The organism is Achromobacter sp. 2789STDY5608615 (assembly GCF_001298995.1).
Classification (GTDB): Bacteria; Pseudomonadota; Gammaproteobacteria; order Burkholderiales; family Burkholderiaceae_B; genus Achromobacter; species Achromobacter insuavis.
Map to the genome: position 1 here is coordinate 62,731 of NZ_CYTY01000016.1, position 17,566 is coordinate 80,296.

Genomic DNA, 17,566 nt, shown 5'->3' on the forward strand with positions numbered 1-17,566 from the left:
CGGGACCGCGCGGGAGGCGGACGCCCGCTAGCCCTGCTGCGCTCGCCACATCTGGCGATAGCGGCCGGCCGTGGCCAGCAGCTGCGCGTGCGTGCCGCGCTGCGTGATGCGGCCCTCCTCGAACACCAGGATGCGGTCCGCGGCCACGATGGTGGACAGCCGATGGGCAATGACGATGACGCTGCGGTCGGGCACCAGCGCGTCGATCGCCGCCTGCACCGCCAGTTCGCTTTCGGTGTCTAGCGCGGCGGTGGGTTCGTCCAGGATCAGGATCGGCGCGTTCTTCAGGATCGCGCGGGCGATCGACAGCCGCTGGCGCTCGCCGCCGGACAGCGTGCCGCCGGCTTCACCGAGCCGCGTCTGCCAGCCTTGAGGCAAGCGCTCGATGAGATCCAGGCAATGCGCCGCGCGGGCGGCGGCGCGGATCTCGGCCTCGCTGGCCTCGGGCCGGGCCATGCCGATGTTGGCGAGCACCGTGTCGTCGAACAGGTGCACGTCCTGGAACACGGTCGACACCAGCCGGTTGAGGTCGGCGGGCGACAGGCTGCGGATATCGACGCCGCCGATCCGCACCGCGCCGCGCTGCGGGTCGGCATGGCGCATCAGGAGGCGGGTGAGCGTGGTCTTGCCCGATCCTGACGGCCCCACCAGCGCCGTCAGGCCGCGCGCGGGCAGGTCCAGGTCGATGCCGCGCAGGGCCGGCGCGCTGCCGGCCGCGTACTGGAAATCCAATTGTTCGATGCGGATGCCGTCCTGGGGCGAGGGCGCGCCCTGCGCCGGCCACTGCGGCAGCGGCGCCACCGCCAGCACCTCCTCGACGCGCGCCAGCGCCGCCTCGATCAGGGCGAAGATGGCGGTGAACGACACGAACATCGCCAGCGGCTCGGCAAAGCGCACCACCAGCACCAGCACCGCGGCCAGCAGCGCCGGATCCAGGCTGCCCTGGGTCACCCAGAACGCGCCGCAGGCCAGGATCGCCAGCAGGCCCGCTTCGACCAGGGTCACCACCATCAGCGTCGGCTTGGCGCCGCGGCGATGCGCCTGGCGCTGCAGGCGTTCCAGCTGTTCGAAGCCCTGGCGCAGCCGTTCGTTCGCGGCGCCCGCGCGGCCGGTCGCCAGGCAAACCGGCAGGCCCTGCATGTATTCCAGCAGCTCGGCGTTCAGCGCCTCGTTGGCCCGGCCGGTGTCGCGGGCGCCGCGGTCCAGCGCCGGACGGCGCCAGCGGTACAGCGGAATGATCAGCGGAAACACCAGCAGCAGGGCCACGCCGATGCGCCAATCCAGCGCCAGCAACGCCAGCGCCGCCACCGCCGGGGTGATGATGGCGCCCAGGATCAGGTTGATCACGGTCAGCGCGTAATTCATCTGTTCGTCGACGCCGCCCAGCAGCTTGGCGGCGATGCCGCCGGTGCGTTGCGCCTGCAGCGTTTCGAGCGGCATGCGGCGCAGCTGCTCGCCCAGCCGCACGCGCAGTTCGTGCGTGGCGCGGGCCATGTGGCCGCCGTAGTCGAAGCCCTGCGCGCGCCAGCGCAGCGCGGTCGCGGCCAGGGCCAGTCCGGACAAGGCCGCGAGCCAGGCGGCCGCGGCCGGCCACGGGTCGCCATGGGCGACATGGAGAAACAGCGGCGCGACGCAGGCCAGGGCCAGGCCCTGGAATACGGCGGCCAGCGCCAGTTGCAGCAGGCTGGCGCGCAGGCGGCGCGCCTGGCCGCCGGCGCTGCGCATGAGGCGGAGATAGGTCTCGCGCCAGGAAGCGGGGCGTGTGGTCATGATTGCGGTTCGCCCAGGGTCCAGAGACGGGCGCGTTGATGGTTGTTCCACAATTGGGCGTACAGGCCGTCGGCCGCCAGCAGGCTGTCATGCGTGCCGGATTCGGCCAGCCGGCCGCGCTCCAGCACCAGGATCTGGTCGGCGTGGCGGATGCTGGGCAGGCGATGCGCCACCACGATGACGGTGCGTCCGCGCATCAGTTCGGCCAGCGCCGCGTTGACCGCGCGCTCGTTCTCGGGATCGGTGGCCGCGGTGGGTTCGTCCAACACCAGGATCGGACGGTCCATCAGGATGGCGCGGGCGATGGTCAGGCGCTGGCGCTGGCCGCCGGACAGGTCCTTGCCGCCTTCGCGCAACGCGGTGTCGTAGCCGTCGGGCAGCGCCTGGATGAAATCGTGCGCCTGCGCGGCGCGGGCGGCGGCCTCGATCTCGGCGCGGCTGGCATCGGGGCGGCCCATGGCGATGTTGTCGGCCACGCTGCCGGAAAACAGGAAGTTGTCCTGGAACACGAACGCCACGTGCTGGAACAGAGTGTCGCGGTCCATGTCGCGCACGTCGACGCCGCCCACGCACACGCGGCCGCCGTCGACGTCCCAGAAGCGGGCGATCAGCCGCGCCACCGTGCTCTTGCCGGCGCCGGAGCGGCCCACCAGCGCCGTCACCTGGCCCGGGTGCGCGGTGAAACTCAGGTCATGCAGGGCGGGCTTGCCGCCGTAGCCGAAGTCCACGTCCTCGAAGCGCACGGCGCCATCGGCCGGACGCCGGTCGGGTGCACGCGCCGGCGCCAGCGGCTCGATCGCCATCAGTTGCTGGATGCGGGCGATGCTCAGCTTGGCCTGGTCGACCATGTGCGCCAGCGACATCATCGGGAACATGGCCTCGGCCATGCCCATGCCGAACAGCAGTGCCGCCAGCCAGAAGGCGAAGTCGAGCTGGCCGTGCGCGGTCCACCAGCCGCCCAGCCACAGCAGCACCGCCAGCGTCGGCAGCGGGCCGAGCAGCGCAATGGCGAAACGCGCGCTGAAGCTGGCGTCGCGGTACCAGTCGGTCAGCATGGCCAGGTAGCGTTCCAGGGCGCGGTGATAGCGGCCGAAGGTGGTCTGGCCGGTGTCGAAGGTGCGCACCACCGGCATCGCCTGCACGTATTCGATGACGGCGGCGTTGACCTGCTCGCGCGCCTGGTGATAGCGCCGCGTCATGACCTCGCGCCCGCGCATCGCCAGCGCCATCACCAGCGCGCCGAAGGCCAGTACGCCGACGCAGGCCAGCGCCAGGCGCCAGTCCAGCGCGAACAGCAGCGCGGCGCTGAACAGCGGCATGGCATAGGCGCGCGCATACAGCGGCGTGCTGTCGGCGACGAAGGCGTGCAGCGCCTGCACGTCGTTCTGCGCCACCTTGGCCAGGGCGCTGCCGCCCAGCGCCTGCAGATCGCCGAACGACAGCCGCGCCAGGTGCGCCACCAGGCCGGCGCGCAACGTCACTTCCAGGCGGAAGGCCGCATAGTGCGATTGGTTGAAGGCCTGCAGGCGCAGGAAGCAGGCCAGCAGCGTGCACGCCAGCGCGCCGGCGAACGCGGGCCAGGGATAGCGGCCGGGCGCGTGCAGCAGGCCGTCCAGCGCCAGCGCCAGGCAGGCCAGCGAAGCCAGGCTCGCCAGCACGCCGGCCACCGCCAGCGCCATCGCGAAACGGATGCGGCCGCGCACCGGCCGCATGATCTGCCACGGGGTGTTCATGCGGCCTCCCGCGGCGTCCAGCGCACGGCGGCGACCAGCGCGAGGGCGGCCAGCGCCACGGAGGCGGCGATCACGCCGCCGTAGCCGATGCGGCCGGCCAGCATCGCGCCCACCGAAGACAGCCCCATCGAGAGGAAATGGCTCAGGCTGGCCTGCACCGTGTAGTCGGTGGCCGGACTCTCCGGCGAGGCATGATCCATCATCAGGGTGGCCAGCACGGTGGCGGCCGGGGTGTACAGCAGGAAATACAGCACCACCAGCGCGCCGGCCGCGGCCGGCGGCCCCCAGCCCATCGCCGGCCAGGCCAGGCCGGCGATGCCCAGCAGCTGTAGCACCGCCGCCACCCGCATCGCGCGCGGGCGCGCCATGCGCCGCAGCAGCCGGCCGTATGCCAGCGCGGTGGCCAGCCCGGCCACCGAACCCACCACGTTGACCACCAGGCCGATGCCGTCCAGCGTCCAGCCGCTGTCGATCAACGCCGGCATGATGACGGCGTACGCCAGCGAGCTGGCGGCCGGGTACAGCACCAGCAACAGCAGCCAGCGCTTGCGCGCCGCGCCGCGCCAGAAAGTGAACAGCCGGCGGTGGCTGACCGGTCCGGCGGCGCGCGGCCAGTCGGGCTCGCGGTAGCCCAGCAGCTGCAGCCACGACACCGACGTGAGCGCCGCCAGCACCAGGCAGCAGCCCTGCCAGCCCAGCGTCGGGTACAGCATCAGCATCACGCCGCCGCCGACCAGGTTGCCGATCAGGCCCGCCGCGATCTGCAGGCCGTTGCCCAGGCCGCGCTCGGCGGCGCCGAGCAGGCGGCAGGCCAGGCCGTCGAGCGCGATGTCCTGGGTGCACGACAGCAGCGCCGTCGCCAGGCACAGCAGGTAGATCGCGGCGAAGTCCGCGCGCAGGTCCAGCATGCCGATGACCGCCAGGCACAGCACCATGCCGGCCTGGGTCAGCAGCAGCCAGCCGCGGTAGTGGCCGCGCAGCCCGGTGGCGTGGCGGTCGATCCACGGCGCCCACAGCGCCTTGAGCGGCCAGGTCATGCCCAGCAGGTAGATCAGGCCGATGGTGTCCAGGCTGGCGCCCGCCTCACGCAGGATGGCCACCATGGCGACGACGAAGAACATCAGCCCCAGGAACTGGGTGCTGTAGAGGCTGGCCAGCAGGGTCCAGGTACGGCGGGACTGCATCGGAGGGCTCCGGATCAATAGGTATAGGAAACGCCGACCCCGAGCGTGCGGCCGCGGGCCGGCGCGCCGTAGGCCACCGACGGCGGCGCGAAGTAGCCGTACAGGTCGTACTGCCGGTTCAGCAGGTTGCTGCCCCACACGTAGTACTCGGCGCGGCCGTTGGCCACGCCCAGGCGCGCGTTCAGCAACTGGTAGCTGCCCAGGTCGAAGTGGTTCTGCGGATCGGCGGCGCGCTTGCCGACGTACTGGTAGTCGACGCGGGCGTTGAAGACCGGCGCCGACATCGCCAGCATTGCCGGCATGGCGTGGCGATAGGTCACGCCCAGCGTGCCGCCCCAGCGCGAGACGTCGGGCACGCGGTTGCCGGCCTTGACGTCGCCGTCGCCGATGCCGTTGACGGCGGTGGTGATCTTGGCGTCGATGTAGCTCAGGCCGGCGGTCAATCCCAGGCCGTTGTCCAGCTGCACCGTGCCTTGCAGTTCGGCGCCCTTGCTGCGGGTGTCGGCGTTGAGCGCGTTGACGGCGAAGGTGGCCGAGTCATACGACAGCAGGTGGTTGTTGCGCACCTGGTTCAGGTACACGGCGCCGTTCAGGCCATAGCGCCCGTCGGCGCTCAGGTACTTGAAGCCGATCTCGTAGGAGTTGGTCTTGGCGGCCTTGTACGGCTCGCTGTCCAGCGGCTGCGCGGCATAGTCGTTGAAGCCGCCGGGGTTGTAGCCGCGGCCATAGCTGCCGTACAGCGTGGTGGTGGGCGTCAGCGCATAGGCCAGCGCGATGCGGCCGGTGGTGAAGCTGTCGTCGAGCTCGCGGTGGTCGGTGGTGACCATGCCGCCGCCGTGGTACTTGCCGTCGTAGGTCTTGCGCACCCACGACTGGCGCAGGCCGGTGGTCAGCTTCCATTGGCTCGCCAGCGGCACGGTCATCTCGCCGTAGACGCCGTAGCGGTCGGTATCGAAGTCGCGGTACTTGGCGCTGGCGTCGCCGTAGGTGTTGCGCGGCGTGTCGTACGAGCGCTTGGCATGCGAGTACGACAGGCCCGTGACCCAGAACAGGTCGCTCTCCGGCAGCGAGGCCAGCCGCAGGTCCTGCGTGAACACGCGCTCGCGCGCTTCGTCGACGTTCCAGAACTCGCTGTTGCCGCGGCCCATGGCGTTCTGCAGCCGGCGGTCGTAGACCACCGGGCCGATGTTGTAGCTGTCGGTGTAGGCCGAGATGGCCGTGAGGCGGGCACGGTCGAAGCGGTGGTCCAGCTGCAGCGTGTAGCGCTCGACGGTCTTCTTGGCGTCGTCCAGCAGCGACGGATCCATGTCCACCGTGGGCGGCCGGCCGTAGGGCATCAGCACCAGCTGTTCGCCCAGGTGGCGGATCTGGTGGCGTTCGGCCGACACCAGCGCGCTGGTGCGGGTGGTCAGGTCCCATAGCAGGCTGCCGCGGAACGCCAGATCGCGCGGCTTGGACAGCGGCTGGTCGGTGCGGGCATTCTCGATCCAGTGGTCCGAGCCGCCGGCGCGGATGGCGAAGCGGCCGGCCAGCTTGTCGGTGAGCGGGCCGCCGACCGCGGCCTCGGTCAGGAACTGGCGGTCCTGTCCGTATTCGGCGCGGGCATAGCCTTCCCATTCGCGGGTCGGGCGGCGCGTGGTCAGGTTGACCGCGCCGGCCTCGCCCATGCCGCCGAACAGCGTGCCCTGCGGGCCCTTGAGCACCTCGATCTGGTCGACGTCGAGCGTGCCGATGGAAATGTTGCGCGTCGACAGCGGGCTGCCGTCGACGTTCAGCGCCACCGAGCTGTCGTCCATGCTCATGGGATAGAGCGCGCCGACGCCGCGGATGTAGATGGTGGACACGTTGGCGCCGCCCGAGGAATTGACGTTGACGCCGGGCGTGGCGCGCAGCACCTGCTCCACGTTCAGCAGGCGGCGCTGTTCCAGCGTGATGCCGTCCATGACCTCGACCGTGTAGGGCAGGTCCTTGGCGTTTTCGTCGGCGCCGCGCGCATGCACGGTGACGGCGGGCAGGGTGGCGGCATCCGCGGCGGATTGCGCCTGGGCGGGCAGGGCGATGGACATTGCCAGCGTGGACAGGGAAAGCGCTGGCAGGGAAGGGAGTCGCATGGGGGCCTTCTGGAAGTGGGGGTGGAGCCATCGCGGTTGGCCGGACCGCGATTGCGGGCTTGATACGAATGGATGATAATGATTTACATTTGTATTGCTACCCGGATCCGATCATCCCCGCCCGAATCGGATCAACTCTGCCTGGTGCGTGTCCCATGAGTTCCAGCCTGATCCCGCTTTCCCGTGTCGTGATGGACACTTCGGTGCTGCGCCTGGGTCCGGGCAGCGTCTGCCGCATCACCCGCATGCCGCTGCAGGATGGCGCCGAGCTGGTCTACTGGCGCAGCGCCCTGCGCGAAGCCATCGACCTTCCCCTCCAGGACGACAGCGACTACGTTCATTTCAGCTTCAACAGCCGCATGGACGGGCGCGCCGCCTGCCATTTCGACGGCTGGGAAGGCGGCCGCGAATTCGCGGTGCGCGAGGGCACCGGCACCATCAGCTACGGCCCGGGCCGGCGCGGCCACTACTGCCAGGAAGGCTGCCTGGACAATGTCACCGTGATGGTCAGGCCCGACGTGCTCCAGCGCTGGAGCCACGACCTCGAAGGCGACCTGGCCAGCGGCCTGGCGTCGGCGGCCTGCTTCCTGCACGGCCATGGCGGCGCCGAGCTGCGCGGCACCGCGCATCAGCTGGCGCAGGGCCTGGCCGGCGAGGGCGCGGCCAGCCGCCATGGGTTGTGGCTGCAGGCCCAGTCGCTGTTGCTGGTGGGCCTGTTCCTGGAATCCTGCGGCCGGCCCCTGGCCGGCCTGCCTGTGGCCATGCAACGCCGCATGGCGCGAGTGCACGAACATCTGCTGGCCGACCTGAGCCGCGCGCCCAGCCTGGAGGCGCTGGCGCGCGAGGCGGACGTCAGCGTGCCGACCCTGGCGCGCGCGTTCCGCCGCCACTATGGCCGCAGCATCTACGACTGCTTCCAGCACGAACGCATGCAGCAGGCGCGCACCGAACTGCTGCGCGGGCGGCTGTCGGTGGCGCACGTGGCCGCCGACCTCGGCTACAGCAACCCCAGCCACTTCTCGGCGGCGTTCCGCAAACAGTTCGGCGTCAACCCGTCGGCCCTGCGACGCGGGGCCTAGCCTTCGCATTTCCGGGACGGCGGCAGGGGAATGGGGCGGCGGGTGCTGAAGATATAATATAGTCCCCTACACTATATTTCCCGCGCACCGACCATGGCCCACACCATCCGCCAGAAGGAAAAACTCATCGCCCGCGTGCGCCGCATCCGTGGCCAGCTCGACGGCCTGGAGCGCGCGCTCGAAGCCGAATCGGCCTGCGGCGAAGTGTTGCGCCAGCTGGCCTCGGCCCGCGGCGCGCTCAACGGCCTGACGGCGGAAGTCATGCAGGGCCACCTGGACGAGCACGTCGTGCACGCGCCGTCCGAGGCCGAGCGGGTCGAGGCGGCGCGGGAAATGATGGACGTGATCCGGGCCTACATGAAATAGCGGCCCGCCGGCAGGGGGCCGCCGGTTCATGGCCCCGCGAGCAGGAGCAATCCCATGAATACCCCCTTGACCCATGACCACGTCTTCCTCGGCCAGGACCACCGGCGCAACGAGCGCCGGGTATGGTGGGTCATTGCCCTGACGGCGGGCATGATGGCCGTCGAGATCATCGCCGGCAATCTCTACGGGTCGATGGCCCTGGTGGCCGATGGCTGGCACATGTCGACCCATGCCGGCGCCATGCTGATCACCGCGCTGGCCTACGGCTACGCGCGCCGCCAGGCCCGCAATCCGCGCTTTACCTTCGGCACCGGCAAGCTGGGCGAACTGGCGGGGTTCGCCAGCGCCATCGTGCTGGCCCTGATCGCCCTGATCATCGGCCGGGACAGCCTGGCGCGGCTGGTCGATCCGGTGCCCATCCGCTTCGACGAGGCCATCGCCATCGCCGCGGCGGGGCTGGTGGTCAACCTGGTGTCGGCCTGGCTGCTGAAGGACGACCATGGCCACGCGCATGGGCATGGCGGCCATGGGCATGACCACGACCATGACCATGATCACGGCCACGCGCACTCTCACGCCAGCCCGTCCCACGCCTACGCGCCGGCCGCGGCTCACGCGCACCCGCAACGCAGCCACGACAACAACCTGCGCTCGGCCTACGTCCACGTGCTGGCCGATGCCCTGACCTCGGTGCTCGCCATCGCGGCCCTGCTGGCGGGCCGCAGCTACGGCTGGCTATGGGCGGATCCGGCGATGGGGGTGGTCGGCGCGCTGGTCATCGCGCGCTGGTCGTGGGGCCTGATCCGCGATTCCGGCACCGTGCTGCTCGACGCCGCGCCGCAGAGCGGAAAAATGCGGCGCGACATCGAACGGGCCCTGGATGCCGGCGACGGCGAGATCGCCGACCTGCATGTGTGGCAGGTCGGTCCGGGCCACTATGCCGCAATCGTGTCGCTGGTCACGCGCCATCCGCGCGACAGCGCGTTCTACAAGGCCAAGCTGGCGCATATCGCCGGCCTGTCGCACCTGACGGTCGAGACGCAGGCCAGTCCCTGAACGAGACGGCCCGCGCGCTCAGTCGCAGGCGCCGGCGTCGCGCCGGGCCGGATCGACGCAGCGGCCCCAGGCCTTGGCATCCAGCGCCGTGACGGGCAGGAAGCGGGTCATGTCGTGCACATACAGGAACACCCGCCCCGGCGTCTCGCGCAAGGCGCGGTGGAACGGCGCGATCTGCCGCGGGTCCAGCACGACCCGGCCCTGGGCATTGCTGAGCCCCTTGAGCAGCACGGTCTGCACCTTGGGATCCCACGACGGCAGGCCGTCGCCCTCGACCGTGTCGGCCGGCACGCGCACCACGCGCCAGGGCTCGTCGGGGATCTCGGTGATGACGATCGGCGACGCGCCGGGCGCCACCGGCAGGATCCGGTCCTGCGGGTTGGACGGCAGGGCATAGGCGATCATCGCGCCGTCCCTATCGGGATCGGGACGCGACCGGTAGACCACGCGCGTCGTGCCATCGGCATTCAGGCGATGCACCAGCGCGCCGAGCGGGCCGGCGCGCAGGTCGATGATGCGCAGCAGGGCGCCGGCATCATCGCGCACGTAGTACACCGGCCGCGACGGCGCGCCGCCGCAATCGTCCAGGAACACGGCCGTGACGCGGCCTTGGCCGTCACGGCTGACGCAAGCCTGCTGCAGCGCGCTCTTACTGCGCGCCGACGTGAATTCGGCGTAGGCCGCCAGCCGGCCCTGGGCATCGTAGGCGAGCCGGTAGCCGCCATCCTCGACCTGGCGTCCGCGCACCTGCCGGTAGCGATCGATGCGGCACAGCCGGCCGTCGGCATCCCGCTGCAACACGGTCGCGCCGGGCTCGCCGGCGCGGCTGGCGTAGACGCGCCAGTCCACCGCGTCGGTCCAGAGGCGCGGCGTGAGGTCGCCGTCCTCGGCCACGCTGATCAGCCGGGTGTCGGCCTGCACGCGTTCGCCATGCAGGCCCAGCAAGACGCGCGGACCGTCCAGCGCCAGCGCCAGCGGCTGGGGGCGCAACGCCACGGCCGCCGGCTCGGCGCCGAAAGGGGTGTCGATGGGGGCGCAGGCGGCCCAGCCCAGCGTGGGGGCCGCGGCCAGCAGCGCGGCGCCGAGACGGCGCGGCCAGCGGCGGGGCATCGTCGCGTCAGCCATGTTGCAGCCCATCCAGGAAGCGCACCACGTTCCAGTATTCCCGCGCCATGGCGCCCAGCCGCAGGCGCGGGCCATCGTCGAACACCAGGAAGGGGTAGGCGTCGCGCTCGAGCTTGCCGTCGGGCGGCAGGCGATAGGGCTTGTAGGCGTCGGGATCGTTGAAATGGCGCTCCAATTGGCCGCCGCCGTCGATATGCAGATACCAGGCGCGCAACTGCAGCGGCGCCTTGCCCGGCGGCGTGTCGGTGTAGGGGCCGCCGTCGCCCGCCACCACCGATTGCCGCAACAGGCCGAGCAGCAGGCGCGCCCGGCCCTGGTAGGCAATCTCCCCCGACACCGTGCCGGCCGGCTGCGCGGCCAATTGGCGCACGAAGGCCACCGCGCGCGATGACGGCACCACGGTGTCGGCGAAGATGCGCTCGACGTCGGCGTCGGTGGGGTTGGGCACGGCGGCGAGCTGGCGCAGGTCGCGCTCGAAATCGGCCAGCCATTGCTGATAGCGCTGCGTCTGGGCCTGGCGGTCGAAGGCCTGGGCGGGGGCCGCGCAGGCCAGCCACAGCAGTGCCGCGGCGCAGCAAAGTGCGTAGCGCATGCGAAGGACGGCGAGACGCGTCGATGCCAGCGAGGGGGAAGACATGCCGGTGGACTCCTGGGGGAGGACGGGATGCCCGGGATTATGCGCAGAGCGGCGACGGTCTGTCACCCCGGGGGGGGCGGATCGCCGCGGCTGGGCGCGGGGAGATTCGCCAACGCTTCGTAACGTCTGCGCGCCGGAGCCGGCGTTATGCTCGACCGGGCAGCATTCTTCAGTGCGCGGGGCGCGGACCTCGCGGGCGCGTGTCGGGTTCGCGCGTTGCGTGTTTCGTTTCGCGTTTCGCTTCTCATCGCAGGAGACCGATGATGATCAGCAAGAATACGATTTGCCTCTGGTACGACCGCGACGCGCTGGACGCGGCGCGGTTCTACGCGCAGACCTTTCCCGACAGCGCCGTGGGCCGCGTGATGCACGCGCCCGCCGACTATCCGTCGGGGCGCGAGGGCGATGTCCTGACCGTGGAGTTCACGGTGGCCGGCATTCCCTGTCTCGGCCTGAACGGCGGCCCCGGCATCCTGCACAACCAGGCCTTCTCGTTCCAGGTCGCCACCGACGACCAGGCGGAGACCGATCGCCTGTGGAACGCGATCGTCGGCAACGGCGGCCAGGAAAACGTGTGCGGCTGGTGCCAGGACCGCTGGGGCCTGTCCTGGCAGATCACGCCGCGGGTGCTGACCGAGGCGCTGGTGTTGCCGGACCGCGCCGCCGCCAGGCGCGCCTTCGAGGCCATGATGCAGATGGGCAAGATCGACGTCGCCGGCATCGAGGCGGCGGTGCGCGGCTGACAACGCGCATCCGCGCCCGGTGGCGCTCAATCCGCCGGCAGCCCGAACGCCTCGCGCAGCGCCGCGCCCGCCAGGTCGAACAGGCGGCGGGCATCGGGCGTGAGGCCCAGCATGTGGATGCACGCATGCACCATGCCCGGCAGCACCTCGTCGCGCGCCGCCACGCCCGCCTGCCGCAGCCGTTCGGCGTAGGCCAGCCCCTCGTCGCGCAGCGGATCGTATTCGCAGATCAGCAGCGTCGCTGGCGGCAGGCCGGCCAGCTCGGCGCGCAGCGGCGAGGCATACGGCGAGGCGCCATCGCGTTCATTGACCAGGTAAGTGAACCAGCAGTAGCGCATCACGGCTTCCGTCAGGAAGAAGTTCTGCCCATACGCCTGGTACGAGGCGGTGGAGAACGCGTGGTCCACCACCGGATAGCACAGCAGCTGGTGCGCGATCGGCGGACCGCCGCGGTCGCGCGCCATGATGGCCGCGGCCGCCGCCAGGTTGCCGCCGGCGCTGTCGCCGCCGATGGCGATGCGGGCGGGGTCGATCCCCAGCATCCCGGCATGGGCCGCGACCCAGGTCAGCGCCGCGTAGACATCCTCCAGCGGAATCGGAAACTTGCTCTCCGGCGCCAGGCGGTAGTCGACCGACAGCACCTTGCAGCCGGTGGCGTTGGCCAGCGCGCGGCAGGGGTTGTCATACAGTTCCAGCGAGCACTGGAACCAGCCGCCGCCATGCGCGTACACCAGCGCCGGCAACACCGCGCCGGGCGCGGCGCCGTGCGGCGTGTAGGCGCGCACCCGCAGCGGATGGCCGCCATGGCCGGGCACGGTGTGGGTCTCGATGGCGGCCACCGGTTCCAGCGGCCCCTGCAAGGCGCGCAGGCCAGCTTCGGTAGCGGCGCGCTGCGCCTGCAGGTCCAGCGGCGCGGCGGCCGATGACAGGCGCCGCAGATAGGCGTCGATGTGTGGATCCAGGGCCATGCCTCAGCCCTCCCGCGACAGGAACGGCAGCAGGTGCGCGAGGAACTCCTCGGGACACTCCTCCGTTACGAAATGGCCGCAGTCGGCAATGATGGCGCCGCGCACGTCGAGCGCGTTGCGCTGCATGGTGAGCAGCGGCGCGTCGCGGGTGGCGTGCTCGGCGCCGATGGCCAGCACCGGCATGGGCAACGGCGCGCGGGCGCGCTCGCCGTTCTGGCGCACGGTCTCGGGAATGGCGCGGTAGTAGGCGAAGCCGGCGCGCAATCCGCCCGGCGCGGCGTAGGCGTCGATGTAGGCCTGGGCGGCGACGCGGTCGCGGCGGTGCGACCACTTGTCGAACATGTACGTCAGGTAGGCCTGTTCACGGCCCACGATCAGCGCCTCGGGCAGGTCGGGCAGGCGGTTGAACATGAAATGCCACAGGAAGATGTTGTCCTCGGCCGGCGCGAAGAGGGTGGGCTCGGGCGCCAGGCCGGGGATCACCGCTTCGGTCAGCGCCAGGCGGGTGACCACGCCGGGGAAATCGCTGGCCAGCGCATAGGCGACCCACATGCCGATGTCATGGCCGACCACCTGGTAGCGGGCGTGGCCGAGCTGTGCCATCAGCTGATGCAGGGTGGCGGCGATCGCGCCGGTGTCGTAGCCGCCCAGCGGTCGATCCGAATCGCCGGTGCCGGGCGGATCGACCGCGATGGCCTGATAGCCCTGGCTGGCGAGCGCGTGCATCACGTGGCGCCAGGTGAGCCAGGTCTGCGGCCAGCCGGGGATGAGCAGCACCGGCGTGCCCGTGCCGGCGATGGCGCAATGCAGGCGCGCGCCGTTCACCATCACATAGCGGTGCGAGAAATCCGCGCCGGGCGGCAGGTAGGCGTCGTGGGGATGTGTCATGGATTCAGGGTGTTTTGTCGGGTGAGTCGGGGGACGTGTGTGCGCGTTCAGGCGATGCCCAGCAGCGCGTTGATCTGGCGCTGGTCGATGGCGGCGCCGGCGAAGTCGTCGAAGATCTTGCCGGTCACGGGAATGATGTGCTGCTTGATGAAGGCGGCGCCTTCGCGCGCGCCGGCTTCCTGGTCCTTCAGGCAGCATTCCCATTCCAGCGTGGCCCAGCCCGGGTAGTCGTGGTGCGCCAGCTTGGAGAAGATGGCCTTGAAGTCGACCTGGCCGTCGCCCAGCGAGCGGAAGCGGCCGGCGCGGTCGCCCCACGACTGGTAGCCGCCGTAGATGCCCTGGCGTCCGCTCGGATTGAACTCGGCGTCCTTCACATGGAACATGCGGATGTGGTCCTTGTAGATGTCGAGATAGTCCAGGTAGTTCAGCTGCTGCAGCACGAAGTGGCTGGGGTCGAACAGGATGGCGCAGCGGGCGTGATGGCCGACGCGCTCGTGGAACATCTCGAACGTGACGCCGTCGTGCAGGTCTTCGCTCGGGTGGATCTCGTAGCACAGGTTCACGCCCTGCTCGTCGCAGGCGTCCAGCACCGGGCGCCAACGCCGCGCCAGTTCGTCGAACGCGGTCTCGATCAGGCCGGCCGGCCGCTGCGGGAACGGGAACAGATAGGGCCAGGCGAACGATCCCGAGAACGTGCCCATGTCGGTCAGGCCCAGGCGGCGCGAGGCCTGCGCGGCCAGCAGCAGCTGTTCGTGCGCCCACTGGGTGCGGGCCGGCGCATTGCCGCGCACCGCGGCCGGCGCGAAGGTGTCGAACATCGCTTCATAGGCCGGATGCACCGCCAGCAGCTGGCCGAAGATGTGGGTAGTCAGCTCGCTGATGACCAGGCCATGGCCGGCCAGCATGCCGGTGATCTCGTCGCAGTAATCCTGGCTCGACGCGGCCAGCGCCACGTCGAACAGGCGCGCGTCCCAGGCCGGCACCTGCAGGGCCTTGAAGCCCAGGCCCGCCGCCCATTCGGCGATGGCGGGCAGGCTGTTGAACGGCGCGGCGGTGTCGCTGAATTGCGCCAGGTGGAGGCTGGGGCCTTTGAGGGTTTTCGTGCTGTGGTCTGCCTTTCGTTTGCCGGATACCGGCTTGCGTCAATTGTTTGTCGAACGACAAAGAATAGACCGAAACCGGCGCGCGACGCAAGCGCAGGCGCGTCGGCGTGACCGGCGCGGCGCGGCGCTACACTACGAAAACACGCAACTCATCAGGCATGGCACATGGCAGGCAGACCCAGGGAATTCGACCGCGACCTCGCATTGCAGCAGGCGATGCTGGCCTTCTGGCAGCACGGTTACGAGGGCACGTCGATGGCCGATCTGGTAGCCGCCACCGGGCTGGCCTCGGCGCGCCTGTATGCGGCCTTCGGCTCCAAGGAAGGCCTGTTCCGCGAGGCGGTGGAACGCTATGAGTCGGGCGACGGCGCCTTCGCCGAACACGCCCTGCAGTCGCCGGATGTGCGCGAAGCCGTCGAGAAGATGCTGCTCGAAGCCGTGTCGACCTACACCCGCCGCGGCCGGCCGCAGGGCTGCATGGTGGTCAGCGCCGCCACCAACTACGCCGCCGACAACGAAGCCGTGATGCGCTGGCTGTCCTCGCACCGCAAGGCGCGCACGCAATCCATCATCGATCGTCTCGACGCCGCGCAACGCGACGGCGCGCTCGAGCCCGGCACCGACGTGCAGGCCTTGGGCGACTTCTACGCCGCGCTGCTGCACGGCCTGTCGGTGCAGGCGCGAGACGGCGTCTCCAAGGCCCGGCTGCAGGCGCTGGTCGGGCCGGCGCTGGCGCCGCTGGCGGCGGCCATGCGCGCGGGCTGATTGTTTCCGGCTGGCCTGCAACGTGTCGCGCATCCGCGCCAGCACGTTACGCGGGGCGTCATGGACGGCCGGGTTGTAGTTGCCCGGCCCGGGGGCGGTTATTGCCGGTCCTTGTAAGGGATGCCATGGGATGCGTGCCCGCTGCCCTCGCGCCGGGGGCAGGGGGGGGCAGGGAACGGTAATTGCGCAGGCGGGAGATGGCGTCACCGCAACCGCAAGGAGAAACCCGTGCAAACCGTATCCGACTTCGTGCTGGACCGTCTCGGCCAGTGGGGCGTGCAACGCATCTATGGCTATCCGGGGGACGGCATCAATGGACTGATCGGCGCCTTCGGCCGCAACGCGGCGCTGGAATTCGTGCAGGCCCGGCACGAGGAGGGCGCGGCTTTCATGGCGTGCGCCCACGCCAAGTTCACCGGACAGGTCGGGGTCTGCCTGGCCACCTCCGGACCCGGCGCGATCCACCTGCTCAATGGCCTGTATGACGCCAAGATGGACCATCAGCCGGTCGTGGCGATCGTGGGCCAGCAGGCCCGCAGCGCGCTGGGCGGCGACTACCAGCAGGAGGTGGACCTGGCCAACCTGTTCAAGGATGTGGCGCACGATTTCGTGCATATGGTCACATCGCCATTGCAGGCGCGGCACATGATCGACCGCGCCATGCGCATCGCCATGGAGCGGCGCAGCGTCACCTGCCTGATCTTTCCGAACGATGTGCAGGATCTCGAGGCCGTCCCCGAACCGCCGCGCGAGCACGGCACCGTGCATACCGGGATCGGCGTCACGTCGCACGCCACGGTGCCGCCGCAGACCGCGCTGGCGAACGCCGCCGACATCCTCAACCGCGGCGAGCGGGTGGCGATGCTGGTGGGCGCCGGGGCGCTGGCGGCAGGCAACGAAGTCCGGGCGGTGGCCGAACGCCTGGGCGCGGGCGTGGCCAAGGCGCTGCTGGGCAAGGCGGTGCTGCCGGATGCCTTGCCCTATGTCACCGGCGCCATCGGCCTGCTCGGCACCCAGCCCAGTTGGGAGATGATGAACGAATGCGACACGCTGCTGATGGTGGGCACGTCGTTCCCGTACGCCGAATTCCTGCCGCGCGAGGGACAGGCGCGCTGCGTGCAGATCGACCTGGACGGGCGCCAGCTGAGCCTGCGCTATCCGGCGGAGGTCGGCCTGGTGGGCGACGCGCGGCTGACGCTCGAGGCATTGCTGCCCATGCTCCAGCCCAAGGGGGGCCGGCGAGTGGCGCGGGCACATCGAAAAGCGGGTGCGACGCTGGCGTGAAACCGTCCAGGCGCGCGCCCGGGTCGCGGCCAACCCCGTCAATCCGCAACTGCCCTTTCTGGAATTGTCGGATCGACTGCCGCCGGATTGCATCGTGACCTGCGACTCCGGTTCGGCGGCCAACTGGTATGCGCGCGACGTCCAGTTGCGCGAAGGCATGATGGGTTCGGTGTCGGGCGGCCTGGCGAGCATGGGTTGCGGCGTGCCGTACGCGGTGGCGGCCAAGCTGGCCCATCCCGGCCGTCCGGTGATCGCGCTGGTGGGGGACGGCGCCATGCAGATGCTGGGCATCAACGAGCTCATCACGATTGCGCACCGTTGGCAGGAATGGGCCGATCCGACGCTGGTGGTGTTGGTGCTCAACAACGGCGATCTCAATCTGGTGACATGGGAGCAGCGGGTCATGGGTGGTGACCCGCGCTTTGGCGACTCGCAGTGGTTGCCCGAATTCTCCTATGCCGACTATGGCCGCCTGCTGGGCCTGGAGGGCATCCGGGTGACGGCGCCGGAGCAGGTCGGGCCCGCCTGGGACCAGGCGTTGGCGGCGGGGCGGCCGGTGGTGCTGGAAGTGGTGACCGACCCGGAAATGCCGCCGTTGCCGCCGCACGTGTCGCTCAAGCAGGCGCGCGCCTACATGGCGGCGCTGCGCAAGGAAACCGGCGGCGCCGGCGCCGCGGCGCTGCGCGCGACGCTCAAGCAGTGGTGGGCCGGTTGAGGGGGGCGGCACGCCGCTTGCTAAGTGACCTTCGTCCGG

The 17,566-nt window shown here is 70.5% G+C and carries 14 protein-coding genes and 1 pseudogene; 6 read left to right on the forward strand and 9 right to left on the reverse strand.

Annotation, left to right across the window (positions count from 1 at the left end):
• Window positions 1-27: 27 nt before the first annotated feature.
• From AOZ49_RS15770 to AOZ49_RS15785, 4 genes are read right to left on the reverse strand one after another with little or no spacing between them, the layout of a single operon-like run.
• Window positions 28-1,770 carry an ABC transporter ATP-binding protein gene (locus AOZ49_RS15770; RefSeq protein ID WP_054476405.1) on the reverse strand — a complete coding sequence of 581 codons (1,743 nt, stop codon included), beginning with the start codon at window positions 1,768-1,770 and terminating at the stop codon, window positions 28-30.
• The gene (locus AOZ49_RS15775) at window positions 1,767-3,503 is read right to left on the reverse strand and encodes an ABC transporter ATP-binding protein (protein WP_231690356.1); all 1,737 of its coding nucleotides are present in this window, start codon (window positions 3,501-3,503) and stop codon (window positions 1,767-1,769) included. Before AOZ49_RS15775 ends, AOZ49_RS15770 begins: the two co-directional genes overlap by 4 nt.
• Window positions 3,500-4,687, reverse strand: coding sequence for an MFS transporter (locus AOZ49_RS15780; protein ID WP_054476406.1), 1,188 nt, complete (start codon window positions 4,685-4,687; stop codon window positions 3,500-3,502). The genes AOZ49_RS15775 and AOZ49_RS15780 overlap by 4 nt, the downstream gene beginning before the upstream one ends.
• 14 nt (window positions 4,688-4,701) lie before the next feature.
• Window positions 4,702-6,798, reverse strand: coding sequence for a TonB-dependent receptor (locus AOZ49_RS15785; RefSeq protein WP_231690357.1), 2,097 nt, complete (start codon window positions 6,796-6,798; stop codon window positions 4,702-4,704).
• Window positions 6,799-6,953: 155 nt separating this feature from the next.
• On the opposite strand from AOZ49_RS15785, the gene AOZ49_RS15790 reads away from it, so the two are divergent.
• The 3 genes from AOZ49_RS15790 (at window position 6,954) to dmeF (ending at window position 9,299) form a co-directional block, all read left to right on the forward strand.
• Window positions 6,954-7,877, forward strand: a complete 924-nt coding sequence (locus AOZ49_RS15790; RefSeq protein WP_180187738.1) for a helix-turn-helix transcriptional regulator — start codon at window positions 6,954-6,956, stop codon at window positions 7,875-7,877.
• Window positions 7,878-7,970: 93 nt separating this feature from the next.
• Window positions 7,971-8,243, forward strand: coding sequence for a metal/formaldehyde-sensitive transcriptional repressor (locus AOZ49_RS15795; RefSeq protein ID WP_054476412.1), 273 nt, complete (start codon window positions 7,971-7,973; stop codon window positions 8,241-8,243).
• A gap of 54 nt (window positions 8,244-8,297) precedes the next feature.
• Window positions 8,298-9,299 carry a CDF family Co(II)/Ni(II) efflux transporter DmeF gene (gene dmeF / locus AOZ49_RS15800; RefSeq protein WP_054476414.1) on the forward strand — a complete coding sequence of 334 codons (1,002 nt, stop codon included), beginning with the start codon at window positions 8,298-8,300 and terminating at the stop codon, window positions 9,297-9,299.
• A gap of 18 nt (window positions 9,300-9,317) precedes the next feature.
• Here dmeF and AOZ49_RS15805 read toward each other — a convergent pair whose 3' ends face one another.
• Together AOZ49_RS15805 and AOZ49_RS15810 are read right to left on the reverse strand one after the other, a co-directional pair.
• On the reverse strand, window positions 9,318-10,424 hold the full coding sequence (locus AOZ49_RS15805) for a hypothetical protein (protein WP_231690358.1): 1,107 nt from the start codon (window positions 10,422-10,424) through the stop codon (window positions 9,318-9,320).
• Entirely contained in the window at window positions 10,417-11,061 is a 645-nt protein-coding gene (locus tag AOZ49_RS15810; protein ID WP_054476417.1) for a hypothetical protein, read from the reverse strand. The genes AOZ49_RS15805 and AOZ49_RS15810 overlap by 8 nt, the downstream gene beginning before the upstream one ends.
• 263 nt (window positions 11,062-11,324) lie before the next feature.
• On the opposite strand from AOZ49_RS15810, the gene AOZ49_RS15815 reads away from it, so the two are divergent.
• A complete protein-coding gene (locus tag AOZ49_RS15815; protein ID WP_054429246.1) occupies window positions 11,325-11,804 on the forward strand; it encodes a VOC family protein in 480 nt (159 codons plus the stop codon).
• Between the two features lie 26 nt (window positions 11,805-11,830).
• On the opposite strand, the gene AOZ49_RS15820 is transcribed toward AOZ49_RS15815, so the two are convergent.
• From AOZ49_RS15820 to AOZ49_RS15830, 3 genes are read right to left on the reverse strand one after another with little or no spacing between them, the layout of a single operon-like run.
• Complete coding sequence (locus tag AOZ49_RS15820) at window positions 11,831-12,772, reverse strand: alpha/beta hydrolase (RefSeq protein WP_054476419.1); 942 nt, start codon at window positions 12,770-12,772, stop codon at window positions 11,831-11,833.
• 3 nt (window positions 12,773-12,775) lie between these two features.
• Entirely contained in the window at window positions 12,776-13,660 is an 885-nt protein-coding gene (locus AOZ49_RS15825) for an alpha/beta fold hydrolase (protein ID WP_054476420.1), read from the reverse strand.
• A 47-nt stretch (window positions 13,661-13,707) separates the two neighbouring features.
• On the reverse strand, window positions 13,708-14,733 hold the full coding sequence (locus AOZ49_RS15830; RefSeq protein WP_054476422.1) for a sugar phosphate isomerase/epimerase family protein: 1,026 nt from the start codon (window positions 14,731-14,733) through the stop codon (window positions 13,708-13,710).
• Between the two features lie 195 nt (window positions 14,734-14,928).
• Between AOZ49_RS15830 and AOZ49_RS15835 the strand changes: the two genes are divergently transcribed.
• Window positions 14,929-15,528: a TetR/AcrR family transcriptional regulator gene (locus tag AOZ49_RS15835; RefSeq protein ID WP_054476424.1), complete on the forward strand. Its 600-nt coding sequence runs from the start codon at window positions 14,929-14,931 to the stop codon at window positions 15,526-15,528.
• 228 nt (window positions 15,529-15,756) lie between these two features.
• A pseudogene (locus AOZ49_RS15840) lies at window positions 15,757-17,527 on the forward strand (thiamine pyrophosphate-requiring protein).
• Window positions 17,528-17,566 lie beyond the last annotated feature (39 nt).

What these genes read in the sequence shown, in the direction of transcription:
- AOZ49_RS15770 (WP_054476405.1), bottom strand. Translation starts at nt 1,770, where the DNA reads ATGACCACACGCCCCGCTTCCTGGCGCGAGACCTATCTCCGCCTCATG.
- AOZ49_RS15775 (WP_231690356.1), bottom strand. Translation starts at nt 3,503, where the DNA reads ATGAACACCCCGTGGCAGATCATGCGGCCGGTGCGCGGCCGCATCCGT.
- AOZ49_RS15780 (WP_054476406.1), bottom strand. Translation starts at nt 4,687, where the DNA reads ATGCAGTCCCGCCGTACCTGGACCCTGCTGGCCAGCCTCTACAGCACC.
- AOZ49_RS15785 (WP_231690357.1), bottom strand. Translation starts at nt 6,798, where the DNA reads ATGCGACTCCCTTCCCTGCCAGCGCTTTCCCTGTCCACGCTGGCAATG.
- AOZ49_RS15790 (WP_180187738.1), top strand. Translation starts at nt 6,954, where the DNA reads ATGAGTTCCAGCCTGATCCCGCTTTCCCGTGTCGTGATGGACACTTCG.
- AOZ49_RS15795 (WP_054476412.1), top strand. Translation starts at nt 7,971, where the DNA reads ATGGCCCACACCATCCGCCAGAAGGAAAAACTCATCGCCCGCGTGCGC.
- dmeF (WP_054476414.1), top strand. Translation starts at nt 8,298, where the DNA reads ATGAATACCCCCTTGACCCATGACCACGTCTTCCTCGGCCAGGACCAC.
- AOZ49_RS15805 (WP_231690358.1), bottom strand. Translation starts at nt 10,424, where the DNA reads ATGGCTGACGCGACGATGCCCCGCCGCTGGCCGCGCCGTCTCGGCGCC.
- AOZ49_RS15810 (WP_054476417.1), bottom strand. Translation starts at nt 11,061, where the DNA reads ATGTCTTCCCCCTCGCTGGCATCGACGCGTCTCGCCGTCCTTCGCATG.
- AOZ49_RS15815 (WP_054429246.1), top strand. Translation starts at nt 11,325, where the DNA reads ATGATCAGCAAGAATACGATTTGCCTCTGGTACGACCGCGACGCGCTG.
- AOZ49_RS15820 (WP_054476419.1), bottom strand. Translation starts at nt 12,772, where the DNA reads ATGGCCCTGGATCCACACATCGACGCCTATCTGCGGCGCCTGTCATCG.
- AOZ49_RS15825 (WP_054476420.1), bottom strand. Translation starts at nt 13,660, where the DNA reads ATGACACATCCCCACGACGCCTACCTGCCGCCCGGCGCGGATTTCTCG.
- AOZ49_RS15835 (WP_054476424.1), top strand. Translation starts at nt 14,929, where the DNA reads ATGGCAGGCAGACCCAGGGAATTCGACCGCGACCTCGCATTGCAGCAG.